30 protein-coding genes and 1 pseudogene are annotated in these 25,199 nt (G+C 71.9%); 12 read left to right on the forward strand and 19 right to left on the reverse strand.

Annotated features, from left to right (window positions below; genetic code table 11):
- Positions 1 to 194: 194 nt before the first annotated feature.
- Positions 195 to 581, reverse strand: coding sequence for a cold-shock protein (locus tag AB0I91_RS17700; RefSeq protein WP_498777880.1), 387 nt, complete (start codon positions 579 to 581; stop codon positions 195 to 197).
- A gap of 221 nt (positions 582 to 802) precedes the next feature.
- On the opposite strand from AB0I91_RS17700, the gene AB0I91_RS17705 reads away from it, so the two are divergent.
- Positions 803 to 994, forward strand: coding sequence for a hypothetical protein (locus AB0I91_RS17705; RefSeq protein ID WP_498777603.1), 192 nt, complete (start codon positions 803 to 805; stop codon positions 992 to 994).
- Here the strand turns inward: AB0I91_RS17705 and AB0I91_RS17710 are convergent.
- Positions 960 to 1,604 carry an HAD family hydrolase gene (locus AB0I91_RS17710; protein WP_498777607.1) on the reverse strand — a complete coding sequence of 215 codons (645 nt, stop codon included), beginning with the start codon at positions 1,602 to 1,604 and terminating at the stop codon, positions 960 to 962. The genes AB0I91_RS17705 and AB0I91_RS17710 overlap by 35 nt on opposite strands.
- 36 nt (positions 1,605 to 1,640) lie before the next feature.
- Here AB0I91_RS17710 and AB0I91_RS17715 point away from each other — a divergent pair, with 36 nt between their 5' ends.
- Entirely contained in the window at positions 1,641 to 2,183 is a 543-nt protein-coding gene (locus AB0I91_RS17715) for a TetR/AcrR family transcriptional regulator (RefSeq protein ID WP_498777610.1), read from the forward strand.
- Between the two features lie 3 nt (positions 2,184 to 2,186).
- Here AB0I91_RS17715 and AB0I91_RS17720 read toward each other — a convergent pair whose 3' ends face one another.
- Both AB0I91_RS17720 and AB0I91_RS17725 read right to left on the reverse strand, forming a co-directional pair.
- Complete coding sequence (locus AB0I91_RS17720; protein ID WP_499637543.1) at positions 2,187 to 2,456, reverse strand: hypothetical protein; 270 nt, start codon at positions 2,454 to 2,456, stop codon at positions 2,187 to 2,189.
- A gap of 2 nt (positions 2,457 to 2,458) precedes the next feature.
- Complete coding sequence (locus AB0I91_RS17725) at positions 2,459 to 3,433, reverse strand: Gfo/Idh/MocA family protein (protein ID WP_498777616.1); 975 nt, start codon at positions 3,431 to 3,433, stop codon at positions 2,459 to 2,461.
- A gap of 32 nt (positions 3,434 to 3,465) precedes the next feature.
- Here AB0I91_RS17725 and AB0I91_RS17730 point away from each other — a divergent pair, with 32 nt between their 5' ends.
- Entirely contained in the window at positions 3,466 to 3,840 is a 375-nt protein-coding gene (locus AB0I91_RS17730) for a YccF domain-containing protein (RefSeq protein ID WP_498777618.1), read from the forward strand.
- Positions 3,841 to 3,874: 34 nt separating this feature from the next.
- Here AB0I91_RS17730 and AB0I91_RS17735 read toward each other — a convergent pair whose 3' ends face one another.
- The gene (locus tag AB0I91_RS17735) at positions 3,875 to 4,258 is read right to left on the reverse strand and encodes a VOC family protein (protein WP_498777620.1); all 384 of its coding nucleotides are present in this window, start codon (positions 4,256 to 4,258) and stop codon (positions 3,875 to 3,877) included.
- Positions 4,259 to 4,361: 103 nt separating this feature from the next.
- On the reverse strand, positions 4,362 to 5,150 hold the full coding sequence (locus tag AB0I91_RS17740) for a metallophosphoesterase (protein ID WP_498777622.1): 789 nt from the start codon (positions 5,148 to 5,150) through the stop codon (positions 4,362 to 4,364).
- Between the two features lie 154 nt (positions 5,151 to 5,304).
- On the opposite strand from AB0I91_RS17740, the gene AB0I91_RS17745 reads away from it, so the two are divergent.
- Positions 5,305 to 5,649, forward strand: coding sequence for a hypothetical protein (locus tag AB0I91_RS17745; RefSeq protein WP_498777624.1), 345 nt, complete (start codon positions 5,305 to 5,307; stop codon positions 5,647 to 5,649).
- Here AB0I91_RS17745 and AB0I91_RS17750 read toward each other — a convergent pair.
- The 3 genes from AB0I91_RS17750 to AB0I91_RS17760 form a co-directional block, all read right to left on the reverse strand.
- Positions 5,554 to 6,291: a maleylpyruvate isomerase family mycothiol-dependent enzyme gene (locus AB0I91_RS17750; RefSeq protein WP_499637547.1), complete on the reverse strand. Its 738-nt coding sequence runs from the start codon at positions 6,289 to 6,291 to the stop codon at positions 5,554 to 5,556. The genes AB0I91_RS17745 and AB0I91_RS17750 overlap by 96 nt on opposite strands.
- Before the next feature lie 66 nt (positions 6,292 to 6,357).
- On the reverse strand, positions 6,358 to 7,164 hold the full coding sequence (locus tag AB0I91_RS17755) for an HAD-IIA family hydrolase (RefSeq protein ID WP_498777631.1): 807 nt from the start codon (positions 7,162 to 7,164) through the stop codon (positions 6,358 to 6,360).
- Positions 7,165 to 7,182: 18 nt separating this feature from the next.
- The gene (locus AB0I91_RS17760; protein WP_499612051.1) at positions 7,183 to 7,647 is read right to left on the reverse strand and encodes a MarR family winged helix-turn-helix transcriptional regulator; all 465 of its coding nucleotides are present in this window, start codon (positions 7,645 to 7,647) and stop codon (positions 7,183 to 7,185) included.
- A gap of 129 nt (positions 7,648 to 7,776) precedes the next feature.
- Between AB0I91_RS17760 and moaA the strand changes: the two genes are divergently transcribed.
- The 3 genes from moaA (at position 7,777) to AB0I91_RS17775 (ending at position 10,124) form a co-directional block, all read left to right on the forward strand.
- Positions 7,777 to 8,835: a GTP 3',8-cyclase MoaA gene (gene moaA, locus AB0I91_RS17765; protein WP_498777636.1), complete on the forward strand. Its 1,059-nt coding sequence runs from the start codon at positions 7,777 to 7,779 to the stop codon at positions 8,833 to 8,835.
- Position 8,836: 1 nt separating this feature from the next.
- Entirely contained in the window at positions 8,837 to 9,091 is a 255-nt protein-coding gene (locus AB0I91_RS17770) for a MoaD/ThiS family protein (protein WP_498777638.1), read from the forward strand.
- Between the two features lie 379 nt (positions 9,092 to 9,470).
- A complete protein-coding gene (locus AB0I91_RS17775; protein ID WP_230569786.1) occupies positions 9,471 to 10,124 on the forward strand; it encodes a LysM peptidoglycan-binding domain-containing protein in 654 nt (217 codons plus the stop codon).
- 192 nt (positions 10,125 to 10,316) lie between these two features.
- Here the strand turns inward: AB0I91_RS17775 and AB0I91_RS17780 are convergent.
- The 4 genes and pseudogenes from AB0I91_RS17780 to AB0I91_RS17795 form a co-directional block, all read right to left on the reverse strand.
- Positions 10,317 to 11,230 (reverse strand): annotated as a pseudogene (locus tag AB0I91_RS17780) (molybdenum cofactor biosynthesis protein MoaE).
- Between the two features lie 17 nt (positions 11,231 to 11,247).
- Positions 11,248 to 11,721, reverse strand: coding sequence for a cyclic pyranopterin monophosphate synthase MoaC (gene moaC, locus AB0I91_RS17785; protein WP_230569783.1), 474 nt, complete (start codon positions 11,719 to 11,721; stop codon positions 11,248 to 11,250).
- Positions 11,722 to 11,731: 10 nt separating this feature from the next.
- A complete protein-coding gene (locus AB0I91_RS17790) occupies positions 11,732 to 13,120 on the reverse strand; it encodes an NAD-dependent malic enzyme (protein ID WP_230569782.1) in 1,389 nt (462 codons plus the stop codon).
- 94 nt (positions 13,121 to 13,214) lie between these two features.
- Positions 13,215 to 13,400, reverse strand: a complete 186-nt coding sequence (locus AB0I91_RS17795; protein ID WP_498777641.1) for a hypothetical protein — start codon at positions 13,398 to 13,400, stop codon at positions 13,215 to 13,217.
- 123 nt (positions 13,401 to 13,523) lie between these two features.
- Here AB0I91_RS17795 and AB0I91_RS17800 point away from each other — a divergent pair, with 123 nt between their 5' ends.
- From AB0I91_RS17800 to AB0I91_RS17810, 3 genes are all read left to right on the forward strand, one after another.
- Entirely contained in the window at positions 13,524 to 14,099 is a 576-nt protein-coding gene (locus AB0I91_RS17800) for a 3'-5' exonuclease (RefSeq protein ID WP_499637550.1), read from the forward strand.
- A 90-nt stretch (positions 14,100 to 14,189) separates the two neighbouring features.
- Entirely contained in the window at positions 14,190 to 16,436 is a 2,247-nt protein-coding gene (locus AB0I91_RS17805; protein ID WP_499612046.1) for a helicase-associated domain-containing protein, read from the forward strand.
- A 296-nt stretch (positions 16,437 to 16,732) separates the two neighbouring features.
- Positions 16,733 to 16,915 (forward strand): hypothetical protein, encoded by a 183-nt coding sequence (locus AB0I91_RS17810; protein WP_498777648.1) that lies wholly within the window; start codon positions 16,733 to 16,735, stop codon positions 16,913 to 16,915.
- A gap of 75 nt (positions 16,916 to 16,990) precedes the next feature.
- On the opposite strand, the gene AB0I91_RS17815 is transcribed toward AB0I91_RS17810, so the two are convergent.
- From AB0I91_RS17815 to AB0I91_RS17830, 4 genes are read right to left on the reverse strand one after another with little or no spacing between them, the layout of a single operon-like run.
- Positions 16,991 to 17,596 (reverse strand): GTP-binding protein, encoded by a 606-nt coding sequence (locus tag AB0I91_RS17815; RefSeq protein WP_230569779.1) that lies wholly within the window; start codon positions 17,594 to 17,596, stop codon positions 16,991 to 16,993.
- On the reverse strand, positions 17,577 to 18,335 hold the full coding sequence (locus tag AB0I91_RS17820; RefSeq protein WP_498777650.1) for a DUF742 domain-containing protein: 759 nt from the start codon (positions 18,333 to 18,335) through the stop codon (positions 17,577 to 17,579). Before AB0I91_RS17820 ends, AB0I91_RS17815 begins: the two co-directional genes overlap by 20 nt.
- 30 nt (positions 18,336 to 18,365) lie before the next feature.
- A complete protein-coding gene (locus tag AB0I91_RS17825) occupies positions 18,366 to 18,785 on the reverse strand; it encodes a roadblock/LC7 domain-containing protein (RefSeq protein ID WP_033442969.1) in 420 nt (139 codons plus the stop codon).
- Complete coding sequence (locus AB0I91_RS17830; protein WP_499637553.1) at positions 18,782 to 22,141, reverse strand: sensor histidine kinase; 3,360 nt, start codon at positions 22,139 to 22,141, stop codon at positions 18,782 to 18,784. The genes AB0I91_RS17825 and AB0I91_RS17830 overlap by 4 nt, the downstream gene beginning before the upstream one ends.
- A 555-nt stretch (positions 22,142 to 22,696) precedes the next feature.
- Between AB0I91_RS17830 and AB0I91_RS17835 the strand changes: the two genes are divergently transcribed.
- A complete protein-coding gene (locus AB0I91_RS17835) occupies positions 22,697 to 23,563 on the forward strand; it encodes an ABC transporter substrate-binding protein (protein WP_498777654.1) in 867 nt (288 codons plus the stop codon).
- A gap of 125 nt (positions 23,564 to 23,688) precedes the next feature.
- On the opposite strand, the gene AB0I91_RS17840 is transcribed toward AB0I91_RS17835, so the two are convergent.
- A complete protein-coding gene (locus AB0I91_RS17840; RefSeq protein WP_499637556.1) occupies positions 23,689 to 24,162 on the reverse strand; it encodes an LppU/SCO3897 family protein in 474 nt (157 codons plus the stop codon).
- 24 nt (positions 24,163 to 24,186) lie between these two features.
- Between AB0I91_RS17840 and AB0I91_RS17845 the strand changes: the two genes are divergently transcribed.
- A complete protein-coding gene (locus AB0I91_RS17845; protein WP_499637559.1) occupies positions 24,187 to 24,756 on the forward strand; it encodes a hypothetical protein in 570 nt (189 codons plus the stop codon).
- Here AB0I91_RS17845 and AB0I91_RS17850 read toward each other — a convergent pair.
- On the reverse strand, positions 24,702 to 25,172 hold the full coding sequence (locus tag AB0I91_RS17850) for an LppU/SCO3897 family protein (RefSeq protein ID WP_498777658.1): 471 nt from the start codon (positions 25,170 to 25,172) through the stop codon (positions 24,702 to 24,704). The two genes, AB0I91_RS17845 and AB0I91_RS17850, sit on opposite strands and share 55 nt — an antisense overlap.
- Between the last annotated feature and the right edge of the window lie 27 nt (positions 25,173 to 25,199).

Here is a 25,199-nt window from a genome sequence, read left to right on the forward strand (position 1 = left end):
CGTTCACGCTGCGGCCCGGCGGGACGCTTTTCCCCGCCGGGCCTGCCGGCTTCGACCAGCCTGGAGTGCCCGTAAGGGCCCCATGTCAAATCGAGCCGGACCTGACCCGAGCAGCCGGACCCGAGCGTGACCACCGGCCCGACCCCAAACCCGACCACCAACGCACAACCACCAACCACCACACCGCTCGGGCTTTACGGATCCAACTCCCGCGCCACCGCCCGAACCACCTCGGCGATCAGCTTCGTGTTCTTCCGATCCGGGTACCGCCCCCGCCGCAGCTCGGGCTGCACCTTCATCTCCAGCAGCTTGATCATGTCCTCGACCAGGCCGTGCAGCTCCTCAGCCGGCCGACGACGGGCCTCGGCCACCGACGGCGCGGGGTCGACCAGCCGGACCGACAACGCCTGCGGACCGCGCCTGCCCTCGGCCATGCCGAACTCGATCCGCTGACCGGCCTTCAAGCCCTCGACACCCGGAGGCAGCGCGGATTTCCGCACGTAGACGTCTTCGCCACCGTCCTGTGTGACGAAGCCGAAGCCCTTCTCCGAGTCGTACCACTTGACCTTGCCGGTCGGCACCGTTCTCACCAATCCTTATGCGATCACACGACGAACGCGCCCCGGGGCGTGCCCAAGGCGCGTCCCACCAGACTATCCAGAACACCACCGCCGGGGCACCTCCGATCGCGCGACTGCGCCACCCCGCCACCCCACCGCCCGCCACCCACACCCGCACCGCCCGCACCCGTACCCGCACCGCCCCGCCCGCACCCGCCCCCACCCGCGACTACGCTTCAGCCATGTCGACCTCGAAGCTGATGCCGCCTGCGGTGGCGTTGTTCGCGCTCGGCGTGGCGGCCATCGTCGCGATGTTCATCGCCGGCGAACGCGGCCTGCCCGCCTGGGTGTTCGCCGCGGGCTGGCTGCTCGCCCCCGCGGGTCTCGCGCTGGGCGTGCTCAGCGCGGTGCGGAACGCCCGGCCCCGGCGCTGAGCCGGTCGACGTTCGCCCGCAGCCACCCCGGGAACTCCGTCAGGTCCGCCAGCACCACGTCCGCGCCCTCGGCCGTCAACTCCGCGGCGTCGCACGGCCCGCTCACCACGCCCACGGCCACCGCACCGGCCGCCTTCGCACCGCGCACGTCACCCACGTGGTCGCCCACGTACACGGCCGCGCCGTGCGCCTTCAGCGCCTCGGCCTTGCCGGCCGCCCACAGCTCGCCGAACAAGTGGTCCACCTCCCAGTCCAACGCCGCCAGGTGCAGCGCCGCGTTGGCCCGGTACTTGCCGGTGACCACGATCGTCGTCCCGCCCAGCTCACGCACCGCCGCAAGCGCTTGCGCCGCGCCCGGCAGGGCGACCGTGGCCGGGATGACGACCTCCGGGTACAGCTCGCGGAACCGGGCGATCAACCCCGGGATGTCCTCTTCGACCACGCCGAAGTCGCGGTAGATCATGTCCAGGGGCGGGCCGAGGTTGGCCGCGAAGTGGGCCCCGTCCAGCGGGTAGCCGCTCTCCGCCGCGACCGCGTCCATCACGGCGGCCATGCCCGGCCTGGGGTCGATCAACGTCATGTCCAGGTCGAAACCCACGGTCAAAGGCACGGTTCGCACCCTATGCGCTGTGCAAAGCTTTGCGCCGTGACGGAACTCACCCGGGCGCTGCTCGACGCGGCGGTGGACCTGATCGCCGCACACGGCTCACGTGGCCTGCGCATGGCGGAGGTCGCCGCCAAGGTGGGCGTGAGCAGGCAGACCGTCTACAACGAGTTCGGCAACAAGGAGCGGCTCGTGCAGGCCGTGGCGCTGCACAAGACCGCCGAGTTCCTCGACGGCGTCCGCGCGCAGCTGGCGAGCACGCCCGACCCCGTGGAGGGCCTGCGGCGGGCCATCAGGTTCGCGTTCGACCTGGCCGCCCGGGACGCGCTGGCCAAGTCCGTGCTGGGCGGCGCGAACGCCGAGGACATGCTGCCCCTGCTGACCACCAAGGGGCGACCGGTCCTGACGTTCGCCACCTCGGTGTTCGCCCAGCACCTCCGCAAGCACTGGCCGACGATGCCGGACGCGCGCGTGCACCTGATCGCGGACACGATCGTGCGGATGGCGTTGAGCCACCTGCTCACGCCCAGCAGCCGCCGCGTCGAGTCGGTGATCCAGGTGACCGAAGCGCTGCTGGCCGACTGACCGTCACCGCCGCGCCGCGACCCTGACCCGCCGCACACCGGCCTTCCCCGCACCGCCCCTACCGGCCCCGGCCTTCCCGGCCCCGACCTTCCCCGCACCGACCTGCCGCGCCACGACGACCCGCCGCGCGTCCGCCCGTCGCGGCACCTCACGCGTGCGCACCGCCGCGGGCCGCACCGGCTCGTCGCTCCCCGCGCCCCGGCGCGAGAACACGACCAACCCCGCCGCGCCCACCAGCCCGGCCACCGCCGCGAGCACCCACTTCTTGCCCATGCTCAACCCACCGCCACGTCGTCGTAGGTCAGGCCCACCCGCTCGGCGGCCCTGGTGAGGGTGCGCAGGATCGCCAACGACTCGGCGGGCCGCATCGACGGGCTCTCCGTCTCACCCGCCCGCACCCGGTCCACGACCTCGCGCAGCTGTGGAACGTACCCCGCGCCCTCCTGCTCGTGCCGGTGCTCCACCCCGTTGACCACGATCCGGCTCGGGTTGAACAACGCCTCCGGCAGCTCGACCAGACCGCGCGTCCCGTACACGACCGCGCCGGACTTCAGCGGGCTGACCAACGACGACCCCAGCAGCGCGTGCGCGCCACCCTCGTAGCCGAGCAGCATCCCGATCTCGGCGTCCACACCGCCGACCATCCGCCCGTGCGCCTGGACCGTCTCCGGCTCGCCCAGCAGCAGGTGCGCGAACGACACCGGGTAGATCCCGAGGTCGAACAACGACCCGCCGCCCAGCGCCTTGTTCCACAGCCGGTGCGCCGGGTCGTGCTCCAGCGTGAAGCCGAAGTCCGCCCGGACCGACCGGACCTCGCCGATCGCGCCGTCCGCGACCAGCTCCGCCATCCGCACGATGAGCGGGTTGAACCTGGTCCAGATGGCCTCCATGAAGAACAGCCCGCGCTCGCACGCCAGGTCCACCACGTCCTGCAGCTCGCGCAGGGTCAGCGTGGCCGGCTTCTCGCACAGCACGTGCTTGCCCGCCTCCAACGCCGCGCGGGTCACCGCGTGGTGCTGGACGTGCGGCGTCGCCACGTAGACGACGTCCACGTCCGGGTCGGCCAGCAGGTCGGCGTAGTCGCCGTACGCGCGCGGGATCCCGTGCTTGGCCGCGAAGGACTCGGCCTTGGGCAGCGCGCGCGACGACACCGCGAGCACCTCGACGTCGGGCAGCAGGCGGAGGTCACCGGTGACGACGTCGGCGATGCCGCCCGTCGCCACGACGCCCCAGCGGAGTTTGTTCAGCACGGGACGGGAGCTTAATCGGGCAAGATGGAGGTGTGAGGCTCATCCTGAACCTGATCTGGCTGGTCCTGAGCGGCTTCTGGCTGGCCGTCGGGTACGTGGTCGCCGGCGTGGTGTGCTGCGTGCTGATCATCACCATCCCGTGGGGGCTGGCGTCGTTCCGCATCGCGAACTACGCGTTGTGGCCGTTCGGCCGCACGGTCGTGGACCGGCCCGGCGCCGGCGCGCCGTCCCTGCTCGGCAACGTCGTGTGGATCGTCGTCGCGGGGATCTGGCTGGCCATCGGCCACGTGGTGACCGGCGTGCTGCTGTGCGTGACGATCATCGGCATCCCGCTGGGCGTGGCGAACTTCAAGATGGTGCCGGTCTCCCTGATGCCGCTGGGCAAGGAGATCGTCTCCCTCCCCTGACCCGTCCCCGAACGCGCCCGGGGCCCGGGGCCCGTCAGCCGGTCACCTCGTGCAGGCACAGCACGTTGCCCTCGCTGTCGTGGAACCACGCCGCCTTCTCCGACCCGAGCACGGCGACGTGGTTCACCGTCTTCAGCTCGGGCAGGTCGTAGTCCTCGAACCGCACGCCGCGCCGTTCCAGCTCGCCCATCTCGGCGTCCAGGTCGTCGACCTCGAAGCTCAGCACGGTGTGGCCGCTCTGCGCGCCCTCCTCGGCGGGCATCAGGCCGAGCACGTCGCCCCGGCCGAGCTCGAACAGGCGGGTGCCGTCGTCGCTGCCGCCCAGCGGCGTGAGGCCGAGCCGGTCGGCGTAGAAGTGGGCCGCCCGGTCCGAGTCGGTCACGGGCAGGATCGTCGTGGTCCGCGTCGCGGTGAGCATGTCGCTCCTCCTTGCGGGGTGGAGCCCTCCTGGGGTGGGGCCGTCAGCGGTCGGGGCCCGACTTGCGGGTGGGGCCCGACTTGCGGGTGGGGCAATGCTGCGCCTACTCCGCCTGGTCCGCCAGTTGGACGACCAGGCACGGACCGCCGCTGTAGAGGCCCGCGTCGACCGCCAGCACCTTGTCGTCGGCGTACCGCAGCGGGCCGTCGATCTCCTCCGGCGGCACGCCGAGCTGGTCGGCGATGACGCTGTGCCCGTGCACCACCTCGTGCCCGCCGAGCACCTCGAGCAGCTCGCCCGCCACCAGCGCGCCGTCCGGGCCGCGGAACGCGTAGCGGGTGGTCATCTTGCGCCAGCACTCCCACCAGTGGTCCAGGTCGTCGCCCTTGAGCACGTCCCACACCGCCTCGTTGACCTCGTCGATCGTGTCGCCCCACTCGAGGTAGGCGAGGGTGTCGGAGTGCATCAGCAGGTGCCCGTCGACCTCGGTGAGCACGCGGCGGGAGGTCAGCCACTCGATGTGGGCGTCGGTGAGCCGGTCCTGGTCGCTGCGCAGGCCGCCGTTGAGCAGCCAGCTGCGGGCGAAGCTGCGCGGGGTCGGCGCGCCGGGCACGTTGCGGTCGCCGAACCGGTGCATGCCCAGGAGCAGCACCTCGTGGTTGCCGATGAGCGCGTCGACCTGGCCGCCGCTCTGCTCGGCCAGCCGCATCACGAACTCGATCACCCCGATCCCGTCGGGGCCGCGATCGACGAAGTCGCCGAGGAACCACAGCTCCGCGTCACCGCCGCACCAGTCACCGTCGGCGTCGACCAGGCCCGAGGCGTGCAGGGCGCGGGTCAGCTCGGCGAGGTGCCCGTGCACGTCGCCAACCACGAAGAGCGGTCGTTCCACACCTGCGACGATAAGCGACGCGGGGGTGTGGTGCGCAAAAGTCGATCAGCGCTCGGCCCGGACGCTTCGGCCGCACCACCGCGAACCTCACCCGTCAGGGTGAGATCCGGGTGGTTTGCCGTGACGAAAGCCGGCCGGCGGGCTCTCACCCACCATGAGAGAGCAACTGGAACAGGTCGCCGGCGAACTGGACGAGGCGATGGTCTCGGTGGCCGCGCGGGCGGGCGCGAACTGGCACCCGTGGCAGCACATCGAGTGGCTGCGCCTCCAGGCGGACCTGCTGGACCGCCTGGGCGCGGCGTTCGGCGGCCCCGGCTCGTGCCGCGCCGAACTGCTGCGCGACCGGGCCGAGCGGATGGCCGACCGGATCAACGGGATGCCCTCCGCCGAGGGCGGCTTCCCGTCACGACAGCTTGGGCCACCCGAGCAGCGCGTCCACCTTCGCGCGGTCGCCCGCCACGGTCAGCTCCTCCACCCCGAGGCGCCGCCACAGCAGTAGGTACAGCTGCTCGGCCGTGCCGCTGACCCGGACGTCCGGCTCGCCCCCGGCCAGCCGCGCCGGCCTGGCCGACCCGTCCGTGCCGAGCAGCCACGTCGCGCCGGTGTCGGTCGCCGCCAGCTGGAGCACCAGCGGCCCGCCCTCCCACTCCTTGCCGTTGAGGAAGCGCTCCAGGAACTCGTCCACCCCGTCCGCCGCCAGCTCGGCCGGGATCGGCTCGACCGCGCCCGCCGCCTGCTGGGCGTCCCAGCAGTGCACGACCACCTCGTGCGCCTGCCGCGAGGCCAGCGCCGCCGCCGTGTCGCGCTTCTCCTCGTTCCAGAACACCCACACCGGCGCGTCCGGCCCGCCGACGCGCAGGTAGTCCTCCTGCACGGCGACGAACCGGGCGCTGATCTCCCGCCACCCCTCGATCCGGTCCGGCCCGGTGTCGGCGGCCCGCCGCGCCGCCTCCTCGTCCGGGTACGCGGCCTTGGCCAGCACGACGGCGGTCCACCAGGACTGCACCTCGGCCATGTGCGCGACCAGGTCGTCCACGGTCCAGCCCGGACAGCTCGGCACCGGTGCGCCGAGGTTGCCCACGACCGCCTTGGTGAAGGACCCGCTGTACTCCTCGATGACCGCCAGGTGATTGATTCCCATGGCCGATCAAGCTAGCCCCGACCACCGACTATTCCCGGACGTCGGCCCACGGCTCCGGCCCCGGGCTCAGCCCTCGTCCGCGAGCCCGTCCGGGAAGGGGTTCGCCGAGTTGCCGACCAGGTCCGCGATCGACTTGACCACCCGCGTCGGCCGGTACGGGTACAGCTCGGCCGTCGACTCCGTCGAGATCCCCGTGAGCACCAGGATCGTGCGCAACCCCGCCTCCAGGCCGGACCGCACATCGGTGTCCATCCGGTCGCCGATCATCAGCGTGCTCTCCGAGTGCGCGCCCAGCGCCCGCAGCGCCGACCGCATCATCAACGGGTTCGGCTTGCCGACGTAATAAGGCGCGCGGCCGGACGCGCGTTCGATCAGCGCGGCGATCGAGCCGGTGGCGGGCAGCGAGCCCTCGCGGGACGGGCCGGTGGCGTCCGGGTTCGTCGCGATGAACCGCGCGCCCTCCTCCACCAGCCGGATCGCCTTGGTGATCGCGGTGAAGCTGTAGGTGCGGGTCTCGCCGAGCACCACGTAGTCCGGGTCGCGGTCGGTCAGCACGTAGCCGATCTCGTGCAGCGCCGTGGTCAGGCCCGCCTCGCCGATCACGTACGCCGAGCCGCCCGGCCGCTGCGAGTCGAGGAACTTGGCGGTGGCCAGCGCCGAGGTCCAGATCGCGGACTCCGGCACCTCCAGGCCCGTGCGGGCCAGGCGGGCCCGCAGGTCGCGCTGGGTGTAGATGGAGTTGTTCGTGAGCACCATGAACGGGATGCCGTTCGCGGTCAGCTCGGCGACGAACTCGCTCGACCCCGGGATCGGGTGCTCCTCGTGCACGAGCACGCCGTCCATGTCCATCAGGTAGTTCCACTGAGCGGCCATGGCGGACATGCTGCCGGCTCAGGCCTCGATCACGCGTCGCCGGAACGTTTCGATGAGCGCCTGGTTGTAGCGCTCCAGCACGTCCCGCTCCGCCGGCGTGAAGCGCGACAGCACCTCGCGCAGCGTCTCCTGCGCGCCGACGAACAGGTGGTCGAACTTGCCCCCGTCCGCCACGGTGACCTCGACGAGCACCTTGCGCCGGTCGTGCGGGTCGCGGACCCGCCGCACGTAGCCGGCGCGCTCCAGCCGGTCGATCACGCCGGTCACCGCGCCGGTGGACAGCCCGGACAGCTCGGCGATCTTGCCCGCGGTGATCGGGCCGCTCGCCCGCAGGGCCAGGTCGAGGCACTTCTCGTCGGTCGGCGACAGGCCCATCCGCTCGGCCACCCGGCTGTGGAACAGGACGGTGAGCGCGCTGGTCTCCCGCGCGTAGACGCTGAACCGCTCCAGCACGTCCGCGGGCACCTCGTGCTCACTGCTCATGTCAGGCAATTTAGCGTTCCGACCCGTGGTTCCGGCGAACGTGTTCGGCATCTTCGCCCAACTCACCGCCCGCCGCCGTCCCCCATTTCCACCAGCACCCACAAGTGTCAGCCGATTACCCTGGCAGGGGTGACAGCTGTCGAGTTGGGGCTACCCGCCGTGCGCGGCAACCCGGACACCTCCGAGCGACCGGACTCACCCCTGCTGGTGGACCGGTTCGGCCGGATCGCCACCGACCTGCGCGTGTCGTTGACCGACCGCTGCAACCTGCGGTGCACCTACTGCATGCCCGCCGAGGGCCTGGACTGGCTGCCGAAGCCGGACCTGCTCTCCGACGACGAGCTCACCCGCCTCATCGGCATCGCGGTGACCCGCCTCGGCGTGACCGACATCCGGTTCACCGGCGGCGAGCCGCTGCTGCGGCCCGGCCTGGACGGCGTGATCGCGGCGACCGCGGCGCTCGACCCCCGGCCGCGCATCTCGATGACCACGAACGGGTTGACCTTGGCCAAGCGCGCGGCCGGGTTGGTCGCCGCGGGCCTCGACCGGGTGAACGTCTCGCTCGACACCCTCGACCCCGAGCGCTTCCACCGGCTCACCCGCCGCAACCGGCTGGCGGACGTGTTCGCGGGCCTGGCCGCCGCCCGCGACGCCGGGTTGACGCCGGTCAAGGTGAACACCGTGCTGATGCGCGGCGTGAACGAGGACGAGGCCGTGCCGCTGCTGCGCCACTGCCTGGAGCACGGCTACCAGCTGCGGTTCATCGAGCAGATGCCGCTCGACCCGCAGCACGGCTGGAACCGCGACGACATGGTCACCGCCGAGGAGATCCTCGAGTCCCTGAGCACCGGGTTCACCCTGACGCCCGAGCCGGGCGAGCGGGGCGGCGCGCCGGCCGAGCGGTGGCTGGTGGACGGCGGCCCGGCCGTGGTCGGCGTGATCGCGTCGGTCACCCGGCCGTTCTGCTCGGCGTGCGACCGGACCAGGCTCACCGCCGACGGCCAGGTGCGGAACTGCCTGTTCAGCCGGTCGGAGACGGACCTGCGGGCGTTGCTGCGCGGTGGCGCGTCGGACGAGGACATCGCGCACGTGTGGCGCGGCAACTCGTGGGCCAAGGCCGCCGGGCACGGCATCAACTCGGCCGGGTTCAGCCAGCCCGACCGGCCCATGAGCGCGATCGGAGGGTGAGGTGCGGCTGACGGTGCGGTACTTCGCGGGCGCCAGGGCGGCGGTGGGCGTGGCGGAGGAGAGCTTCGAGCTGCCCGGCGACGCGGCCACGGTGCGGGCCGCGATCGAGGCGGTCCGCGGCCGGCACGGCGCGGAAGCGGCCCGCGTGCTGCCCGCGTGCAGCTACCTGTTGGACGGTGTGGCCGTTCGCGATCATGACACGGCCGTGTGGTCCGGGGCGCAACTCGACGTGTTGCCACCCTTCGCCGGGGGATGAGGCTTCTCCACCCTTGCGGCTTAGTACGTGAGCTAAACCTCACTTACGGTGATTGATCTCGGCGAATCTCGGAACGGAAACAGACCGGTAACGGTGCCCTGAGCTGGCTAAACGGGACGGTCGGGGAGTCACTCGGTCGCGTTACAGTGATGTGCGTCACATGGCAGATCATTTGGCGCGAGCCTCCCGGTTACGTACCGTCGCTTCTCGGTTGGCCCCGACCGACCAGAGCTAGACCGGGACGCCTCGCACCGAACCTGTCCAACGGTGTCCCGGAACACCCCCGAGCGAGAGACAACCACCGGACAGGAATCAAGCCGAACGGCGTACCGGGCCCGAACCCGAGCCGGACGCGCAGGTGCGGGTGGACGAGAGGGAAATGGCTTCTTACCGAGGCAAGCACCGTCCGACCACCAGTTCCACCGCCCGGAGCATCGCGAAGGTCGCCGTCGCCGGCGTCATCGTCGGCGCGCCGCTGGCCATGGCCGCCGGCACCGCGAACGCGCAGTCCGGCGTCAACTGGGACGCGGTCGCCGCGTGTGAGAGTGGCGGCAACTGGAGCATCAACACCGGCAACGGCTACTACGGCGGCCTGCAGTTCCTGCCGTCCACGTGGACCGCGCACGGTGGTTCCGGAATGCCCCACCAGGCTTCCCGCGAGGAGCAGATCCGCGTCGCGGAGAACGTGATGAAGACCCAGGGCATCGGCGCCTGGCCCGTCTGCGGGCCGAAGGGCCTCGGCGGCGCCCCCGCGCCCGCCAGGACCGCCCCGGCCCCGGCGCAGCCGCGTCAGGCCGCCCCCGCGCCGGTCCAGCAGGCCGCGCCGGTCCAGGAGGCCCCCGCTCCCGTGACCGTGGCGCTGCCGTCCTCCAACCCGAACGGCGACTACGAGATCAAGGCCGGCGACAGCCTGTCGAAGATCGCGGAGGAGCTGAAGGTCGAAGGCGGCTGGGCCAAGCTGCACGAGCTCAACAAGCAGTTCATCCCGAACGCCGACCTCATCCTGCCGGGTCACAAGATCGCCACCAAGTGATCCGTGGCCGGCGCGAGTCGGTGCACGACGGAACAGGGACCCCGGACCGCCCCCCTCGGCGATCCGGGGTCCCCGACCCGTTTCCGGGCTGAGTTCCCGTCACCGAGTTGTCGTCGCCCCGGTCGGACCTGCCGGTCGTGGGTCCGCACCGGGTTGTCGGGGATCTCGTCGCCGGGTTCCCCGTGGCCCTGGTCAGGGCATGTTGACCCACTCGTCGGTGCCGTCGGTGAAGACCTGGCGCTTCCACACCGGCAGCCGCCGCTTCACCTCGTCGACGAGCTCCGAGCACACCGCGAACGCCTCACCCCGGTGGTCGGCGGACACGGCGCAGGCCAGCGCCACGTCCCCGATCGCGAGCGGACCGACCCGGTGCGACACGGCGACGGCCCGCACGCCCTCGAACCGGGCCACCACGTCCGCCACCACCTCGGCCACCACCGCGCCGGCCGTCGGGTGCCCGACGTACTCCAGCTCGCGCACCGACCGCCCGTGGTCGTGGTCGCGCACCACCCCGGCGAACGTCACCACCGCGCCCGCCGCCGCGTGCTCCACGAGCTTGGCGTGCTCGTCCACGGACAGCGGCTGATCGCTGACGGTCGCGCGCAGGACCTCGGTCATGCGTGGTCACCTCCGGACACCTGGTCGACGGCGTGCTCCAGCACGGTCGCGAGCACCTCCAGCCCGTCGCGCACCCCGCCGGTCGAGCCCGGCAGGTTCACCACGAGCGTGCGGCCCGCCACACCGGCCACCCCGCGCGACAGCACGGACGTCGGCACGCGGGGCCAGCCTGACATGCGGATGGCGTCGGCCACACCCGGCACCTCGAAGTCCAGCACCGACCTGGTCGCCTCCGGCGTGCGGTCGGTGGGGCTCACGCCCGTGCCACCGGTCGTGATGACGACCGCGACACCGTCCGCCACGGCCGCCCGAAGCGCGTCGGCCACCGGCTCGCCGTCCGGCACGACCACCGGGTCCGGCACGTCGTAGGACCGCTCCCGCAGCCACGCCACGATGATCGGCCCGCCGCGGTCGGCGTACACACCGGCGGACGCCCGGTTCGACGCCGTGATCACGCGCGCGGTCCGGACCGCGGGGCCAGGCGTCACGGGCGCGGAGCCGGCCGTCACGGGCGCTCCCACAGGCCGGTCTTGCCGCCCTCCTTGCGCTCGACCCGCACCGCGTCCAGCGACGCCGCCGGGTCGACCGCCTTCACCATGTCGTGCAGCGTCAGCCCGGCCACCGACACGGCCGTCAACGCCTCCATCTCCACGCCCGTGCGGTCCGTCGTGCGGACGGTCGCGGTGATGCGCACCTCGGCGTCGCCGAGCACGAGGTCAACCTTCACCCCGGACAACGCGATCGGGTGACACAGCGGCACCAGCTCCCAGGTCCGCTTGGCCGCCATGATCCCGGCGATGCGGGCCGTGGCCAGCGCGTCGCCCTTCGGCAGCCCGTCGCTGCCCAGCAACGCCACCACCTCGTCCGTCGTGCGCAGGACACCGGAGGCCACCGCCGTGCGCGTGGTCGGCTCCTTCTCGGACACGTCGACCATGCGTGCCGCGCCGGCGGCGTCCAGGTGGGTGAACTGGTTGCTCATACCCGCGATGCTAGGCGGATTCGGTGGCGGCCTTCCGGACCGCCTCGGCGACCGCGGGCGCGACCGAGGTGTCGAACACGCTGGGCACGATGAACGAGGCGTTGAGGCGTTCGCCGTCCACCACGTCGGCGATGGCGTTGGCCGCCGCGATCAGCATCGAGTCCGTGATCGTGCGGGCGTGGGCGTCGAGCAGGCCCCGGAACACGCCCGGGAACGCCAGCACGTTGTTGATCTGGTTCGGGAAGTCGCTGCGCCCGGTGGCCACGACGGCGGCGTGCTTCTGCGCCTCCATCGGGTCGATCTCCGGGTCCGGGTTCGCCAGCGCGAACACGATCGCGTCGCTGTTCATCGTGGCGACCTGCTCGGCGCCGAACAGGTTCGGCGCCGACACGCCGATGAACACGTCCGCGCCGACCAGCGCGTCGTGCAGCCGGCCGCTGACGTTCTCCTTGTTGGTCGACGCGGCGACGGACTTCAGGTTGTCGTCCAGCCCCGGCCGGTCGCGGTGCACGATGCCGTCCACGTCGACCGCCACCACGTCGCCGGGCTCCTGCTTGAGCAGCAGCCGGATGATCGCGCTGCCCGCCGCGCCGACCCCGCACACCACGACCTTGCAGTCGGTGATCTTCTTGCCGACCACGCGCAGGGCGTTGCGCAGCGCGCCGACCACGACGATCGCGGTGCCGTGCTGGTCGTCGTGGAAGACCGGGATGTCCAGCTTCTCCCGCAGCCGCGCCTCGATCTCGAAGCAGCGCGGCGCGGCGATGTCCTCCAGGTTGATGCCGCCGTAGACCGGCGCGATCAGCTCGACCGCGCGGATGATCTCCTCGGTGTCCTGGGTGTCCAGGCAGACCGGCCAGGCGTCGACGCCGGCGAACTTCTTGAACAGCGCGGCCTTGCCCTCCATCACGGGCAGCGCGGCGGCCGGGCCGATGTTGCCGAGGCCGAGCACGGCCGAGCCGTCGGTGACCACGGCGACCGTGTTGCGCTTGATGGTGAGCCGGCGGGCGTCGTCCGGGTTCTCCGCGATGGCCATGCAGACGCGGGCGACGCCGGGCGTGTAGGCGCGGGAGAGGTCGTCGCGGTTGCGGAGCGGCACCTTGGACGAGATCTCGATCTTGCCGCCGAGGTGGACCAGGAACGTCCGGTCCGACACCTTGCGGACCACGATCCCGGGCAGCAGCTCCAGGGTGTCGGTGATGTCCTTGGCGTGGTTGGCCGACAGCGCGTTGCAGGTGAGGTCGATGATCACCCGGTCGGTGTGCGACTCGACGACGTCGAACGCGGTGATCACGCCGCCCGCCCGGCCGACGGCCGAGGTGAGGTCGCCGGCGGCCGACGCCGACGGCGGGGCCTCCAGCCGGACGGTGATCGAGTAACCAGGGCCGGGGACCGGCATCGAACCTCCCAGAACAGCACAGCTCAAGAGGGATCGAGCGTAGTCCGCGCGGATATACGGAACGCGCGCGGCTCGACGGCCGCGCGCGTCCGGGCTAGCGGTTGATCTCCGTCACGGGGTGGTGGTAGCCGAGCTCTTCGACCGGCAGCGGGAAGGTGACCTTGCCGAACGGGGACATCGCGCCCTGCACGTCGCTGGCCAGCTCGGACACGGCGTACTTGCCGTCGGCGGGCGGCTCCGGCCAGTGCGGGTCGATGCGCTCGGGGCGGGCCTTGGCCACGGTTCCTCCTCGGTCGTGCCTTCGTCGGGACAAGTGTGCCTCATCCGCCCGGGTGACGACGCGCGGTGCCCGGCGGCGAAAAGCGAGAGCCACGTCACCGGTGTGATCCCTACCCTCGGGCCGGTGAGCGACACGACGGCACTGCTCAACGTGGTCGACATCGAGGCCACGTGCTGGGCGGGCGACCCGCCGCCCGGCCAGGTGAGCGAGATCATCGAGATCGGCCTGACCGAGGTCGACCTCGCGTCGGGCGAACGGGTCGGCAAGCACCGGCTCCTGGTCCGACCGCGGCGTTCCGCGGTCAGCCCGTTCTGCACCGAGCTGACCGGCCTGACGCAGGCGGAGGTCGACGGCGGCGTGGACTTCGCCGAGGCGTGCCGGCAGCTGGCCGTCGAGCACCGGGCCGGTTCGAGGCCGTGGGCGAGCTGGGGCGACTACGACCGCAGGCAGTTCACGCGGCAGTGCGGGGCGACGGGCGTGCCGTACCCGTTCGGTAGGCGGCACTGGAACGCGAAGCTGGTGTTCACGCGGGCGCACGGGCTGCGCAAGCGCCCGGGGATGGCGCAGGCCCTGCGGATCGCCGACCTGCCGCTGGAGGGCAGGCACCACCGCGGCGCGGACGACGCGTGGAACATCGCCGCCCTGGTCCTGCACCTGACCGGTCGCGACGCCTGGCCGGCCGAACCCACCGCGGACTGACGCCGGGCGGGGTCCGGCGATTCCGGCCGACCGCAGGGTTGCGGGGGCTGGCCGGCCCGGTGCGGGTGGTCGGCATATACCGTGGTGAGGATGTCCGGCACGACCCTCGCCGAGTGGCTGCGGGCGCAGGACGACTCCGCGCTCGTGGCTCTGCTGCGCGCCCGGCCGGACCTGGCCACGCCCCCACCGGCGGACACGACCGTGCTCGCCACCCGCATCGGGTCGCGGGCGTCCGTGGCGCGGGCCTGTGAAGACCTCGACACGCTGACGTTGACCGTCCTCGAAGCGCTGCTCGTGCTGGACGCCGACCTCGCGCCGGTCGGCCGGACCGCCGTGCAGGAGCTGTTCGGGCCGACCGACATCAGCGCGCCGCTCGACGCGCTGCGCGCCCGTGCCCTGCTCTGGGGCGGCGACCACGCGCTCAGCACCCCGCCGGCCAGCCGTGACGCGGTCAACCCGTTCCCCTGCGGCCTCGGCCGCTCGGTGCCCCGGCTCGCCACCGCCGACCTCACCGCCCTCGACCCCGACGAGCTCCGCGTCCTGCAGACCCTCGCGGCCGGTCCGCCCGTCGGCCAGACCAAGGACGCCGCGCACGTCGTCTCCCTCGCGGGAGCCCGCACGCCGATCCAGAAGCTGCTCGCCCGCGGCCTGCTGGTCCGGCGCGACGCGCAGACCGTCGAGCTGCCCCGCGAGATCGGGCTGAAGGTGCGCGGCGACCGACCGCTCGGCGCGATCCAGACCACCGAACCGCCGCTCACCACGTTCCGCCGCGACCCGTCCGACGTCGACCACACCGGCGGCGGGGAGGCGTTGGAGCTCTGCCGGCACGTGGAGACGCTGCTCAAGAGCTGGTCGGAGGACCCGCCGGCGGTGCTGCGGTCGGGCGGCGTCGGCGTGCGGGAGCTGCGCAAGCTCGCCAAGGACCTCGACGTGGACGAGCGCCGGGCCGCGCTGCTGGTCGAGCTGGTCGTCAACGCGGGCCTGGTCGCCGACACCGAGGGCCTCGAACCCGAGTGGGTGCCCACCACGCAGACCGACGCGTGGCTGGTCGCCGCGCCCGAGCACCGGTGGGCGACGCTGGCCCAGGCGTGGCTCGACCTGCCCCGGCTGCCCGGTCTGATCGGGCGGCGCGACGACCGGGACCGGCTGCTCAACCCGCTGGCGCCGGAGCTGAACCGGCCGGGCGCGCCCCGTGACCGCAAGCGCATCCTCGAGGCGCTGGCCGCGTTGGAGCCCGGCACCGCCGTGATGGAGCCGGACGAGCTGGCCGCCGTGCTGGCGTGGCGGGCGCCGCGGCGTGGCGGGCGGCTGCGCGACGAGCTGGTGCGGTGGACCGTGGACGAGGGCACGCAGGTCGGCGTCCTCGCGCACAACGCCATCACCGCCCAGGGCCGCACGCTGCTGTCCGAGGGTCCCGGCGCGGCGGCGAAGCGGCTGGGCGACGCGCTGCCCGCGCCGGTCGACCACGTGCTGGTGCAGGCCGACCTGACCGTGGTCGCGCCCGGGCGGTTGGACCCGGAGCTGGCCGACGAGATCGCGCTGGTCGCGGACGTCGAGTCGGCCGGCAGCGCCACCGTCTACCGGGTGCGCGAGGGCTCGGTGCGGCGGGCGTTCGACGCCGGGCGCAGCGCCGCCGACCTGCACGAGCTGTTCAAGACCCGGTCGCGCACGCCGGTGCCGCAGTCGTTGACGTACCTGATCGACGACGCGGCGCGAAAGCACGGCCGGTTGCGGGGTGGTGCGGCCGGGTCGTTCCTGCGCTGCGACGACCCCGTGCTGATCACCGAGGTGATGTCGCACGCCGCGGCCGAGCGGTTGGCGCTGCGCAAGATCGCGCCGACCGTGCTGGTCAGCCCGTTGCCGCTGGCGGAGGTGCTGGACGGGTTGCGCGAGGCCGGTTTCGCGCCCGCCGCCGAGGGCCCGGACGGCCACGTGCTGGACCTGCGGGCCGGTGGCCGGCGGATCGCGGGCAAGGGGCGGCGCAGGCCGGTGCAGCCGGGCGCGCCGTCGGACGAGCAGCTGGACGAGCTGGTGCGGCTGGTGCGGGCGGGCGACCGCGCGGCGACGACCACCGGCGGTGCGCGGGTCTCGGTGCCGGGTCACCTGGGCGCGGGACCGTCGGCCACGCTCGCGTTGCTGCAGCGGGCGGCGCGGGAGGGTCGCAGCGTGCTGGTCGACTTCGTGGACGGCCACGGCACGGCGGCCCGCCGCGTGATCACGCCGCAGGTCGTGGGCGGTGGCGTGCTGGAGGGCGTCGACGTCAGCTACGGCGAGGTGCGCCGGTTCCCCCTGCACCGCATCACGTCCGCCGCCCTGGTCGAGGGTGACGACGCGTAACCCCCCGTTCGGCACTGATGATCACCCGATCGGTGAACCCTTCACGCCCTAGCGTCGAGTCGCGGTGCTCGCGCCGCACACCACCCGTGCGTCGAACGGCCGGGCCACCCCCGCCTGCTCGGGCACGTCGAAGGGCGGCCTCCTACGAGGAGACCGCCCTTCGACGTGGTGGCACCGCCGGGACAAGGAGAGGCCGCGATCGGCGGAGCTGGTGCGAACGCGACGTCCCGGTGGCCGATCGGAGGTTCGCCCGAGCACCTCGCCGACCGCACGCACGCCCGTGGAGGGACTGACCGATGGCTCGTTCGTGGAAGGACGTCAAGGCGGACAAGGCTCGCCGTGACGGCGAAGCCGGCCGCGACATGGCACGCGCCCGTGAAGACGCGCGCAACCGGACGCAGGCGTTCATCCTCGGCTTCCGCCTGGCCCAACCGGACGACCGACGAGGACCGTCGCCGAGCCAGGTCGACGGACGCTGAAGGGCGGCCTCCTACGAGGAGACCGCCCTTCGACGCGAAACCGTCACCACCCGCACCGGCCGACCGGGAAGCCGATCAACCCGCGCGGACCGACATCCACTGGCGCATGGCGTGCTCGACCAGCGTGATCAACGTCTGCTTGGTCGACTGCCGGTTGCGCGCGTCGCACGTCACTATCGGCACCGACTGGTCGATCGTCAACGCCTCCCGGACATCCTCGATCCGGTGGTGCAGCAGACCGTCGAAGCAGTTCACCCCGACCACGTACGGCAACTGCCGGTCGTCGAAGAAGTCGATCGACGCGAACGCGTCCGCCAACCGACGCGTGTCCACCAGCACGATCGCACCGATCGCACCCTTCACCAGGTCGTCCCACATGAACCAGAACCGGTGCTGACCCGGTGTCCCGAACAAGTACAGGATCAGATCCTGGTCCAACGACACCCGACCGAAGTCCATGGCCACCGTCGTGGTGACCTTGTTCGGCGTCGCCGAGAGGTCGTCGACCCCCGCACTGGCCTCCGTCATCACCGCTTCGGTGGTCAGCGGAACGATCTCCGACACGGAACCGACGAACGTAGTCTTGCCCACGCCGAAGCCACCGGCCACCACGATCTTCGCGGAGGTCGTCGGCTTCCGTTCGCCATCGGCCGCGTTGGGGCTAGAGCCTGCGAAGCCCACTGAGCACCCTCTCAAGGAAATCAATGGACGGCTTGTCCCCCGTGATCAAGCCACCCTGATGAATCAAAACCAAACCCATGCTCGCCATGTCGCCGATCAACACCCTGGCCACGCCGAGCGGGAGCCGGAGGTGGGCGGCGACCTCGGCCACCGACCTGGTGTCGGTGCACAGCCCGCAGATCGACCGGTGCTCGGGGAGCACGGCCGCGTCGCGTTCGAGACCTCGCTCGCTGGTCGACACCAGCGCCTCGATCGCGAGGTCGTAGTCGGGCCGGGTCCGGCCACCGGTCCGGGTGTACGGGCGGACCAGCGACCCGGACTCCGCCGCGGGGTTCTCCTCGCGCCGCACGACCGGCTGCGGGCCGGTCGTGTAGGGCACCTGTTCCGGCACGCTGTCCGGCAGGCCGTGCGCGCCGAAGAGATCGGCTCCCGGACCTCCGAACAGGCCGCTGCCGTACCCGTCGATGTCGAACCGGTTGGGAACGTCGTCGTAGTCGTACGACGAGTCGTCAACCTCACGCTGAGACATATCGCCTTGCCCCTGCCCTGTGCCTTCGACCCGTGACCGCTGCGCCTGTTCCGCCCGGCGGCCTCGCCACGAGTTGGGTGCGTCCTCGGCTTCCTCGTCCTGTGCGGGGTCGGCATCCGGCTCAGCGAATTGGAAGCCGCCGACCGCCCACTCCTGGTAGTCGAAGTTCCTACCGAAGCGTCGGCCGCCGGCGCCAGATCGTTCAGCCATTTACCTTCACCCCCACGATCTCATGAGGATCTACCGCCGAACCACGCCCTGGAGCTGCGCGCGCAGCTCCGGGGTGAGCTGCTGGCCCACGCGCTCGACCAGCAACGTCATCTCGTACGCGACGAGGCCGATGTCGCAGTTGGGGGCCGCGAGCACCGCGAGGCACGACCCGTCGCTGATCGACATCAGGAACAGGTAGCCCCGTTCCATCTCGACCACGGTCTGGTTGACCGTGCCCGCCTCGAAGCACCGAGCCGCGCCCGCCGTGAGGCTGACGAGCCCGGATGCCACGGCGGACAGCTGTTCGGCGCGGTCGCGGGGCAGGCCCTGCGAGCCGGCGAGCAACAGCCCGTCCGCCGACACGACCACGGAATGTGCCACACCGGGAACCCGGCGCACGAAGTCGGTGATAAGCCAACCAAAGCTGCCTGGCTGAGCTGCGGTCGTCACTCCTGCTCCTCGTCTTGCCGGCTCGACATGTCACCAGCGTAAGCGTCGATCAAAGCGTGTCGCCCTCGACGGACGCCCTGCTGAAGACTCGACATGCGTCCACGGATCGCGTCAGCCGATCGTGGTGGCAGCGGGGGCCGCTGCGGTTGCCGCTCCGAGGCCGTCGGCTTCGGTGCGGCGGATCCCGGCACAAGCTGAGCCTTGGGCACCCGCTTGGGCAACCCCGCCTGTGTCGTGGTCTCGGGCGCCTTGTTCAGCAAGGCCTGTGCCGCCTGCCAGCCCTCGTCGGCGGGGGATTCCCACACCGCCTCGGCGGCGGGCGCGGCCGGCTCGGGTTCGGCGACCGGTTCGGGCTCGGTCACGCGGGACACCTCCGCGGCGCGCTTGGGCAGGTTGTTGGGTGATCCGGGCCGCCGCTTGGGCAGCCCGCCCTCGGTCAGACTAGTGCCCTCGGCGCGGTCGGTCGTCGCTTCGCCCCGTTGGGGCAGCGCACCGCCCTCCTGCTCGCGCCTGGGCTGGGCGTTCTGGCCCGAGTCGAGCAGCCCTCGCGAGGGCAACGGGTCGGCCGACGTGGTGGGCGCGACCGGCGGGATCGGGCGCGGCCTGCGGGTCGGCAGCGCCGACTCGACCGGCTCCGGCTCCGCGGCCGGCGCCGGTGGCACCGCCTGCGCGGTCGCCGCCGACGTCTCGCTGCCCACGGCCTGGAACCACTGCGAGAGGACCGCCTCGTAGATCGGCAGCCGCTCGGTCGGCGCGTCCAGGTCGCGGTCGACCTCCCTGGCCGCGGGCGCGGCCTGCGGGGCCGAGCCGTTGCGGTGCGCGGGCTCCGGGGCGGGCTCGGGCTCCGGTTCGACGAGGAAGCCGCTGTCCAGCGGCGCGAACTGGGTGGTCTCGAAGCCGTGCTCGTAGTCGGCGTCGTGCTCGGAGCGGTCCTCGTAGGCGGTGAACAGGGTCGGCTCGCCGAACGAGCCCTCCGGCTCCCGCTCCACGTCGCGCTCGTCCGCCGCGCGCATCCACGGCTGCGACACCTCGGCGGGGGTCTCCTCGGGCGCCTGCCCGAACGCCGGCGCCTCGCCGAAGGCGGGCACGCGGGCCGGGTCCTGCTCGCCCTGGCCCTGCACGAAGCTCACCGGGAACGCCGGCTCCTCCTCGACGCGCGGCAGGCTCGGGAAGCTCGCGTCGTCGTCCAGGCGGGACACGGTGCCGGTGCCGAACGCGCCGGCGATGCCGGACGCGCGCTGCGCCGTCGTCCCGAACCCGGAGTCGCCGAAGCCCGCGGCGTCGCCGAACCCGGCCGAGTCGCCGAACCCGGCGTCCGCGAAACCGGAGTCGCCGAACGCCGAGGCGGGCTCGGCGCCCATCGGGGAGCCCATCGCGCCGGGCGAGGCGACCAGCGTGTCGGGCACGAGCACGAGCGCGGTGGTGCCGCCCTCGATGTCCTCGTTCGACCGCAGCCGCACCTTGATGTCGTGCCGCTTGGCCAGCCGCGCGACCACGTACAGGCCCATCCGGCGGGACACCGCGACATCCACGTCCGGCGGGTCGGCCAGCCGCTCGTTGGCGTCGTTGATCTCCTGCTCGCCCATGCCGACGCCGCGGTCCTGGATCTCGATCGCCAGCTCGCCCTTGCGGGTGCGGGCGGTGCGCACGGTGACCTTCGTCACCGGGTCGGAGAACGCGGTGGCGTTGTCGAGCAGCTCCGCGATCAGGTGCACGAGGTCGTTGACCGCGCGGCCCTGGACGGTGAGCTCGGGGGTCTGGCCGACCTGCACGCGGGCGTACTGCTCGACCTCGGACACCGCGGCGCCGAGCACCTCGGCGGCCGGGACCGGGCGGGTCAGCCGCCGGGACAGGTCCGTGCCGGACAGGACCAGCAGGTTCTCGCTGTTGCGCCGCATGCGGGTGGCGAGGTGGTCCAGCTCGAACAGGCTGGCCAGCTGGTCGGGGTCCTGCTCGTCCTGCTCCAGCCGGTCGATCAGGTTCAGCTGGCGCTCGACCAGGGCCTGCGAGCGGCGGGACAGGTTGACGAACATCGAGTTGACGTTGTCGCGCAGGAGGGCCTGCTCGGCGGCCAGCCGCACGGCCTCGCCGTGCACCGCGTCGAACGCCCGGGCCACCTGGCCGACCTCTTCGCGGGTGGTGATCGGCACCGGCGCGATGGCCGTCTTCGCCGCTTCCTGCGGGTTCGGGTCGGCGAGGATCCGGTTGACCGCCTCGGGCAGGCCGTGGTCGGCCACCGCGAGCGCGGTGCGGCGCAGCGTGCGCAGCGGGTTGAGGATCGAGCGGGCCACGAACAGCGCCATGACCAGGGCCAGCAGCAACGCGCCCAGCACGATGCCGGAGTCGCGGAACGCCGCGGCGCGGGCCACGCCGGTCAGCTCGTCGGTCCGGTTCTGCAGCTGCTCCAGCAGCAGGTTCTCCACGTCCCGGGTGAGGTTCACGGTCAGCGTGGACGCGATGTCCCACTTCTCCGGGCGCAGCGACGTCATCGGCTTGTCGGCGGCGGCCAGGTTCAGCGCCGTCTCCTGCATGTCGTTCGCGGTGTCGACGATCAGACCCGTGACGGTGTCGTCGTAGATCTTCGCCTGGTCGGCCGTGGCGGACTTGCGGAAGTCGTTGCGGGCCGCGTCCAGCTCGGCGTTCGCGGCCAGCAGCTGGCGTTCCTGGCCCGGGCCGAACGCGCCGCGCTGGAAGACGTCGAGCATGATGCCGCGCTTGCGCGACTCCTGCTCCTTGATGCGGGCGATGGCGTTGGTGGCCAGGTGCAGCCGCACGAGCTCGGGCTCGTTGATGCCGGCGATGGCCTGCTCGCCGAGGTCGAGGAGGCTCTCCACGGACTCGGAGTAGGTGCGCATCACGGCGTCGGACGGGTACTGCGTCTCGCGGACCGCGTTGCGGAGGCTGTTGAGCCGGTTGAGCTGGCTGGACGCCCGGCGGAACCGGGTCACCACCTCGTCGTCGAGGTCGGCGCTGAGGTCCACGATCTTGGCGTTGAGGGCCTGGACGGTGTCCTCGACGCGGCGCAGCTGGCGGTCGAGGACCACGCGGTCGAGCTGCTTGCCCGACGCCACGTGGCTCGCGCTCAGGTCGCGCTCGCGCTGCAGCTGCTGCACCAGGTCGGCGACCGCCGACTCCAGCTGGATCTGGTTCGCGAGCCGGTTGAGGTCCGCCGCGTCGGCGAGGTCCGAGTTCACGCGCAGGCCGCCGAGCGCGACCGCGGCGATGGTCGGGATCAGCAGGACGGCCGTCAGCTTGGTGGGCAGTCGCCAGTTGCGCAGGCGCCAGCCGGCCGTGCGGGTCGGCTCGACCCGTCCGGCCGCGGTCGAGCCCGTCGTCGGTCCCGTTTGCTCGGTCACAGTTCCATCACTCAGCGCAACCAGTCCGTCACCCGTTCCGGGCCTTTCGGAGCGCGGTGTAATCCCCACGCCTGACTGGCTGGGACCTCTCTCTCGACGGGCCACCCTGGGCTTCCTCTTCCGGCAGCAGTGGTTCCGGCCTCTCCCCCGCGGACCGAAGCATGGACTCGAATTCGGGCCGAATTGCAGCACAGGAGCGGTGGTGCCGGCTAGTCACCCCCACCCCTCGCGGGGACACGACGGTCTGCGACGACCTGTGCCACCAGCCGGGGAGCGTAGTGCTCGACCCCAGCCCCGGGGAAGACTCCGGAAGCACTCACCGTATCGGAGCAGGGCTGTCGTTTCATACCTCCGGGTGGTTACCATCCCGGACATCGACAAGTGCGTCGAGAAATTCGTTGATCAAAAGACCCCGCTCTCGAGGTCATCCCGGCGAGAGGTGCCATGCCTACCCCAGCGCGTGTTCTGCGACGTGCGGCAGCGTTGTTCGCTTGTGCCGCCACCTTGACGGCGTGCGGACTGATCCCCGGCACCGACGGGAACAGCCGCCCCGAGGTGGAACGCAACACACTGCGCATCGGTGTGCTGCCGGTGGTGGACGTCGCACCGCTGCGCCTCGCGTTCAACAACAAGCTGTTCGAGAAGGCCGGGTTGCAGGTGCAGCTGGTGCCGCTGAACAACGAGTCCGAGGGCATCAAGCAGCTCGACACCACGCTGGACCTGACCTGGGCGACGCACGTCACGCTGTTCCGCAGCTACGCCGAGGGCACCCAGCTGCAGCTGCAGGGCGAGGCGTACCAGGCGGGCGCGAACACGATGGCGCTGGTCACGCTCGACCCGAACTACGACAGCCCCGGCAAGCTGCCCAACCCGCGCATCGCGGTGCCGTCGACCGGTGACGTCGGCGCGCTGACCACGAAGGCCGTGCTCAAGACGGCGGGCGTGGAGAAGCAGCGGATCAGGCCGTCCGAGATGCCGTTCGAGCAGATGGTCTCCGCGATGCAGGCCAAGCAGGTCGACGCGGCGTGGATGACCGAGCCGTACATCACGCAGGCCCAGGCAGGGGCAGGTGCGCGCATCCTCACCGACACCGCCGTCGGCCCGACCAAGGACTTCCCCATGTCCGGGTACGCGTCGAGCAAGAAGTTCGCCGACGGCAACCCGCGCACGCTGGCCCTGTTCCGGCAGGTCCTGCGGGACGCGCAGGAGGCGGCGTCGAACGACAAGCTGTCCGTGCAGAACGCGCTGACCGGCTACATGGACGTCGACCAGCAGACCGCGGCGCTGGTGTCCGTCGGCACGTTCCCGCTGTCGCTCAACCCGGTCCGGCTGCAGCGCGTCGCCGACATGATGGACACCGAAGAGGTGCTGCCGGAGCGGTTGGACGTCGGCGGGTTGTTGCCGCCTGGAACCACCAACTGACTCACCGTCAGCGAAACTCGTGCGATAGGGGCCTTCCCATTGCGGGAAGGCCCCTTGTTCTTTTCGATTTCCGCGTCGGTTGGAACTCGATCCGGCGGCGACCGCGTCACGACGCGGTCACTCGATCAAGCTTCCGTCAAGCAGATCGTCGTAGCGGGCTGTGAGTAAACGGTCACGGTGTCGCCACTCTCGCACTCGTTCTCGTCCGCCCGGCCCCGCACGACCTTGCCCACCTTGTACGAGGCGCTCGAATCGCAGGTCACCTTGGTGGTTTTGGCCGCGACAATCGTGCCGTCCTCCTTGAAGCAGTCGCCCTCCTCCGCGTTGAGCATCAGGCACAGCTTGAAGCCGTTGCTGCGCCGACCGCCACGGTCGGAGTACTCGGAGTAGTCGCCGGGCGGGCAGGAGTCGGTGCTGCTGTCCAGGTTGGCGGCCACCTTGAAGGCCGCCTCGGGCGACGAGCACTCGATCTTCTCGACGTCGGCGTCCGTGACCGAGGCGGAGATGACCTTGATGCAGTCGCCCGCCTCGGCGCCCGACGGGCCGGTGATGTTCGCGATGATGCCCGCGACGACGATGCCCACGATGCCCAGCGCCACCACCGCGACCAGCGCTTTCGCACCGTGGGACGTGCCCTTGGCCGGTGGGGGCGGGAACTGCTGCGGGTAACCGGGCTGGCCGAACTGACCGGGCTGGCCGGGCTGGCCGAACTGACCTGGCTGACCCGGCTGACCGAACTGACCTGGCTGACCCGGCTGACCGAACTGGCCGGGCTGACCCGGGTACTGGGGCCCGCCCGGGAATTGGCCCTGGTCAGGGTGCTGGGGCTGCGCGTACTGCGGCGGCTGGTCCGGGTAGCCGGGCATCGGCTGGTAGCCGGGGGCCTGCTGCGCGTGACCGGGCTCCTGCCCGTACCCCGGCTGCGGGTAGGGCTGCTGGTGGGGCTGCTGCGGGTACGACTGGTGCGGGTAGGGCGGTGGGGCCGGGAAGCCCTGCGGCGACGACGGCGGACCCCAGCCGGGCTGCTGGGGTGGCGGGAAGCCGTGGGGCGGCTGGTCGGGTGGGGTGGTCACCTGGCGTTCCTCTCGACTGCGAACGAGCGGAACGTACCCTCGCGCGCCGCGTGGGCGCAGCGATTTCAGCCCTTGTCGGACGCGCGGACCAGGCAGAACGTGACGGAGGGCTCCACGTAGGTCAACTTCTGGCCGTTGGCGCACTCCACCGGCTCACGGGCCACGTTCGCCACCCGGATCGCCATGGCGGCCGTGCACTCCACCTTCTTCATCCCCGACTCGCGGTCGCCCTGGTAGCAGGCGCCCTGCACGAAGTTGGGCATCAGGCACAACGTCTCCGCGAGCGTGAAGACCGTGTACGGCGCGCCGCCCGTGGGGCACTGCGAGCCCTGGTCGACGACCTTGGCCACCCGCACGTTGGCCTCGTGGGCCCCGCAGTCGAGCGGCCGGTACCTGGCGACACCCTTCTCGGCCTTCTCGATGTGCCCGCAGCCGCCCGGCTCGGCGCGCTCGGGCCCGCCGGTGAGCAGCGTGAACGCGAACGCGCCCGCCACCACGACCGCGACCACCCCGAGGCCCCACCCGATCTTCCGCATGGAACAGGGCATCGGCACGGTCGCGCG

The organism is Actinosynnema sp. NPDC049800 (genome assembly GCF_040656635.1).
Taxonomy (GTDB): domain Bacteria; phylum Actinomycetota; class Actinomycetes; order Mycobacteriales; family Pseudonocardiaceae; genus Actinosynnema.

What these genes read in the sequence shown, in the direction of transcription:
- AB0I91_RS17775 (WP_230569786.1), top strand. Translation starts at nt 9,471, where the DNA reads ATGGCTTCTTACCGAGGCAAGCACCGTCCGACCACCAGTTCCACCGCC.
- AB0I91_RS17810 (WP_498777648.1), top strand. Translation starts at nt 16,733, where the DNA reads ATGGCTCGTTCGTGGAAGGACGTCAAGGCGGACAAGGCTCGCCGTGAC.
- AB0I91_RS17790 (WP_230569782.1), bottom strand. Translation starts at nt 13,120, where the DNA reads ATGCCGGTCCCCGGCCCTGGTTACTCGATCACCGTCCGGCTGGAGGCC.
- AB0I91_RS17750 (WP_499637547.1), bottom strand. Translation starts at nt 6,291, where the DNA reads ATGGGAATCAATCACCTGGCGGTCATCGAGGAGTACAGCGGGTCCTTC.
- AB0I91_RS17805 (WP_499612046.1), top strand. Translation starts at nt 14,190, where the DNA reads ATGTCCGGCACGACCCTCGCCGAGTGGCTGCGGGCGCAGGACGACTCC.
- AB0I91_RS17720 (WP_499637543.1), bottom strand. Translation starts at nt 2,456, where the DNA reads ATGGGCAAGAAGTGGGTGCTCGCGGCGGTGGCCGGGCTGGTGGGCGCG.
- AB0I91_RS17755 (WP_498777631.1), bottom strand. Translation starts at nt 7,164, where the DNA reads ATGGCCGCTCAGTGGAACTACCTGATGGACATGGACGGCGTGCTCGTG.
- AB0I91_RS17760 (WP_499612051.1), bottom strand. Translation starts at nt 7,647, where the DNA reads ATGAGCAGTGAGCACGAGGTGCCCGCGGACGTGCTGGAGCGGTTCAGC.
- AB0I91_RS17735 (WP_498777620.1), bottom strand. Translation starts at nt 4,258, where the DNA reads ATGCTCACCGCGACGCGGACCACGACGATCCTGCCCGTGACCGACTCG.
- AB0I91_RS17820 (WP_498777650.1), bottom strand. Translation starts at nt 18,335, where the DNA reads ATGGCTGAACGATCTGGCGCCGGCGGCCGACGCTTCGGTAGGAACTTC.
- AB0I91_RS17745 (WP_498777624.1), top strand. Translation starts at nt 5,305, where the DNA reads ATGAGAGAGCAACTGGAACAGGTCGCCGGCGAACTGGACGAGGCGATG.
- AB0I91_RS17705 (WP_498777603.1), top strand. Translation starts at nt 803, where the DNA reads ATGTCGACCTCGAAGCTGATGCCGCCTGCGGTGGCGTTGTTCGCGCTC.
- AB0I91_RS17850 (WP_498777658.1), bottom strand. Translation starts at nt 25,172, where the DNA reads ATGCGGAAGATCGGGTGGGGCCTCGGGGTGGTCGCGGTCGTGGTGGCG.
- moaC (WP_230569783.1), bottom strand. Translation starts at nt 11,721, where the DNA reads ATGAGCAACCAGTTCACCCACCTGGACGCCGCCGGCGCGGCACGCATG.